Below are 3,648 nucleotides of genomic sequence, written 5' to 3'. Positions count from 1 at the left end.
AAGCCATTGAAGAAGGGGCAGATGTTGATTTGCGTACACAGGGCGAATACAGCATTATGAGCGAAGATGCCCTATGGAACGCACTGGGGGAATTTCATCAACTGGCTTGGGAACACCTGCGCTCAAGTGTAAATGCTTTAGACAGATACCAAGGCTAAAACTTCAAAGGCCGTCTGAAACTTTTGATTTCTCAAATATGTTCAGACGACCTTTTATTCAAACGGCTTTTCAGTATCTATTTCAATTTGGCGCGTATTTTTCCAAGCAGCAATACAAGCTTCATAATCGGCCAACGCTATTTTCACTGTCAACTTACAATCCAGTTGCAAATCCTGTTCCACAATATCGGCCTGATATTGTTTGGCAATCCGTATAGCCTCATTCAAAACAGGATATTCACACTTCAACCAAACTATCTTTTCGACATTCTTTTCAACAACTTCAGCTATTGCCAGTGCCTGAGCCGTTGATTCCTTATAAGCATGAATCAAACCGGGAACACCCAATAGCGTACCGCCAAAATAGCGCACAACCACAACTAACACATCCGTTACGCCGACAGAATCAATCTGTCCCAGAATAGGGCGGCCTGCACTTCCGGACGGTTCTCCATCATCGTTTGCGCGAAACTGCATTCCATCCACACCCAATCGATAGGCATAGCACCAATGTCGTGCCTTGTGATGTTCTTCCTTTAATGGGTCTAGATACTTCTTTACATCGGCCAAAGTGCGAATCGGATAGGCGTATGCAATGAAGCGACTACCTTTATCTTTAAATTCAGCCTGTGTCGGTGTGGTAATGGTTTTATAGGTCGTAATCATGCCAAAATATTTTCAGACGGCCTTTGTTATAAAAGGCCGTCTGAACGTTTCACGTGAAACATTAGTTTTTCAGTGCTTCAGTCAGTTGAGGTACAACTTCAAACAAATCACCAACCAAGCCGTAATCTGCCACATTGAAAATCGGAGCGTCAGCATCTTTGTTGATGGCAACAATTACTTTACTGTCCTGCATACCGGCAACGTGTTGGATAGCACCGGAAATACCGATAGCAAAGTACAGTTGCGGCGCAACCACTTTACCGGTTTGTCCGACTTGGGCATCGTTTGGCGCATACTCGGCATCCACTGCTGCACGGGATGCCCCAATCGCCGCACCCAAAACATCAGCCAAAGGAGTCAATACTTCATTGAATTTTTCCGCACTACCCAATGCACGGCCACCGGAAACAATCACTTTTGCCTGAGTCAATTCAGGGCGGTCAGACTGGGAAAGTTGACGGTTTACGAAACGGCTCAGGTTTTGAGCAGGCGTTGCCTCAACATTGACCACTTCTGCATTACCGCCTTGTCCGGCAGCATCAAATGCGGTTGCACGGAAAGTCAGCACCAGTTTTTCAGAATTGGATTGAACGGTTTCAAATGCATTACCGGCATAAATCGGACGGACAAATGTCGAGTTATCCACAACTTCGGTTAAATCGGAAACTTGTGGTACATCCAACAGGGCAGCAACCCGGGGCAACAGATTTTTACCAAACGCAGTTGCAGTCGCAGCCACATAGCGGTAATCCGCAGCCAGTTTAACAACCAAAGGCGCTAATTCTTCTGCCAAACCTTCAGCGTAATAGGGCGCATCGGCTACCAAAACTTTCACTACGCCTGCAACCTGTTTTGCCTCTTCAACCACCGCAGCAGCATTACTGCCGGCAACCAATAAATCTACATTACCAAATTTAGTAGCAGCCGTTACCGCATGCAAAGTGGCAGGATTCAAATGTTGGTTATTATGTTCCGCAATAATCAATACGCTCATTTCATACTCCTTAGATCACTTTGGCTTCGTTTTTCAGCTTTTCAACCAATTCGGCAACATCAGCCACTTTTACACCGGCTTGACGTGCTTTAGGTTCGGCAAATTTCACGGTATTCAAACGTGGAGAAATATCCACAGCCAAATCGGCAGGACTTAATTTTTCCAAAGGCTTTTTCTTTGCCGCCATGATATTAGGAAGTTTGACAAAACGTGGTTCGTTCAAACGCAAATCTGCACTGATGACCGCAGGCAGCTTCAATGCAACAGTCTCTTCGCCGCCGTCAATTTCACGGGTTACCAATGCTTCTTCGCCTTCAATTTGCACTTTTGATGCAAAAGTACCTTGAGCCGCATTCAACAACGCAGCCAGCATTTGGGCAACTTGGTTGGCGTCATCGTCAATTGCCTGTTTGCCCAACAGTAAAATTTGCGGATTTTCTTTATCCGCAACAGCTTTCAGCAATTTAGCAACAGCCAAAGGCTCCAACTTCGCATCAGTCTCAACGTGAACCGCACGGTCGGCACCCATCGCCAAAGCAGTACGCAACGTCTCTTCACATTTTTTCTCGCCAAGAGAAACAGCAACAATCTCGCTTACTTTTCCGGCTTCTTTCAGACGGACAGCTTCTTCTACTGCGATTTCATCAAACGGGTTCATCGACATTTTAACATTACCGATATCCACATCGGAACCATCGGCTTTCACACGAACTTTGACGTTGTAGTCCACTACGCGCTTTACTGCGACCAGTGCTTTCATTCAATTCTCCTAAAAAGAATGTCCATCAAATCAAGCATACTGCTTTTGATACATTCTTTATATAAAATCCAATTCGATCTTTCACCAACATGATAAAACCAAATTTGTATAAATCTTGGCAAATAGAGCGGAATTATATCATTTCTAAAGCATTTACTCAGAAAATAAATCCACCCCCTCCAGCAATTATTTACCGTACGCTGCAATACAATCCATCAAGGTTTGATAAACCTCGTCAACATTGGGAATTTGAGCAATACCACCTAAATTTTTTGCATAAGCCGAAACTTGAACGCCGGTCTTGGCCGGATCTGTATCTGTATAAATTCCTACAACAGGCTTTTCCAACGCATTGGCAAGATGCAACAATCCGGTATCTACGCCAATAATACCCTCTGCGTTTTTCAATAAAAATGCAGCCTGTAATAAATTCATTTTGTCGCAAACCGAAGCAAACGGTAAATCGCTTGCAATCTGTTCGGCACGCATTTTTTCGGTTTCATTTCCCCATGGCAGATACACATTGCATTGTTGTTCTTCATTCAACTTTTTCAATAATGCATACCAGTGTTCTACCGGCCATAATTTACTGTCGCGACTGGTTGCATGCAAAGCAACGTAATAGGGGGATTGCAAATTTTTCAGACGGCCTGATTCAGGAACCAACAAACCAAATACCTGCGTTTCAGGCATTGTATAACCAAATGCTTGGGCGAATAATTCACGGTTTCGCCAGACCGCATTTTTACCTTTCGGTACGGCAAATGTTTTACTGTATGCAAAGGCAGCCAAACTTTCACGCGCGCTGTGTTTATCCAAACCGTAAATAGGGGATTTCGCCATTTTGGCAAAGCATGCGCTTTTAATCAGTCCTTGACTATCTAAAACAAAATCAAAAGATTCAGCCTGTAAATCCGTTTTCAGACGGCCTATTTCACGCCATGTTTCAGCCTGAAAAAGGTGTTTGCGCCACTGCCGCCATTTCATTACATGAACCTTTTTGACAAAAGGATGTAAGCGGGCAATATCTGCAAACCCTGCCTCACACAGCCAATGGAGCTCTACCTCAG

5 protein-coding genes are annotated in these 3,648 nt (G+C 44.4%); 1 reads left to right on the top strand and 4 read right to left on the bottom strand.

Features of this window, described 5'->3' with window-relative positions; all coding sequences use genetic code 11:
- Positions 1 to 158, top strand: a 158-nt coding sequence (locus ACTHUE_RS13035; RefSeq protein ID WP_440402823.1) for a DUF4298 domain-containing protein, incomplete at its 5' end; no start/stop codon positions are given.
- Between the two features lie 54 nt (positions 159 to 212).
- On the opposite strand, the gene ACTHUE_RS13030 is transcribed toward ACTHUE_RS13035, so the two are convergent.
- The 4 genes from ACTHUE_RS13030 to waaC all read right to left on the bottom strand — a co-directional run.
- The gene (locus ACTHUE_RS13030) at positions 213 to 824 is read right to left on the bottom strand and encodes an IMPACT family protein (protein WP_440361243.1); all 612 of its coding nucleotides are present in this window, start codon (positions 822 to 824) and stop codon (positions 213 to 215) included.
- Between the two features lie 61 nt (positions 825 to 885).
- Entirely contained in the window at positions 886 to 1,818 is a 933-nt protein-coding gene (locus ACTHUE_RS13025; RefSeq protein ID WP_049335686.1) for an electron transfer flavoprotein subunit alpha/FixB family protein, read from the bottom strand.
- Positions 1,819 to 1,828: 10 nt separating this feature from the next.
- Positions 1,829 to 2,578 (bottom strand): electron transfer flavoprotein subunit beta/FixA family protein, encoded by a 750-nt coding sequence (locus tag ACTHUE_RS13020; RefSeq protein ID WP_003686610.1) that lies wholly within the window; start codon positions 2,576 to 2,578, stop codon positions 1,829 to 1,831.
- A 186-nt stretch (positions 2,579 to 2,764) separates the two neighbouring features.
- A partial coding sequence (waaC, locus tag ACTHUE_RS13015) for a lipopolysaccharide heptosyltransferase I (RefSeq protein ID WP_440423666.1) occupies positions 2,765 to 3,648 on the bottom strand: 884 nt, incomplete at its 5' end.

The organism is Neisseria sp. P0021.S005 (assembly GCF_051956955.1).
This window is presented reverse-complemented; position numbering and strand designations above follow the sequence as displayed.

Excerpts from the sequence above, each read along its gene's own strand:
- ACTHUE_RS13030 (WP_440361243.1), bottom strand. The coding sequence starts at position 824 with ATGATTACGACCTATAAAACCATTACCACACCGACACAGGCTGAATTT.
- ACTHUE_RS13025 (WP_049335686.1), bottom strand. The coding sequence starts at position 1,818 with ATGAGCGTATTGATTATTGCGGAACATAATAACCAACATTTGAATCCT.
- ACTHUE_RS13020 (WP_003686610.1), bottom strand. The coding sequence starts at position 2,578 with ATGAAAGCACTGGTCGCAGTAAAGCGCGTAGTGGACTACAACGTCAAA.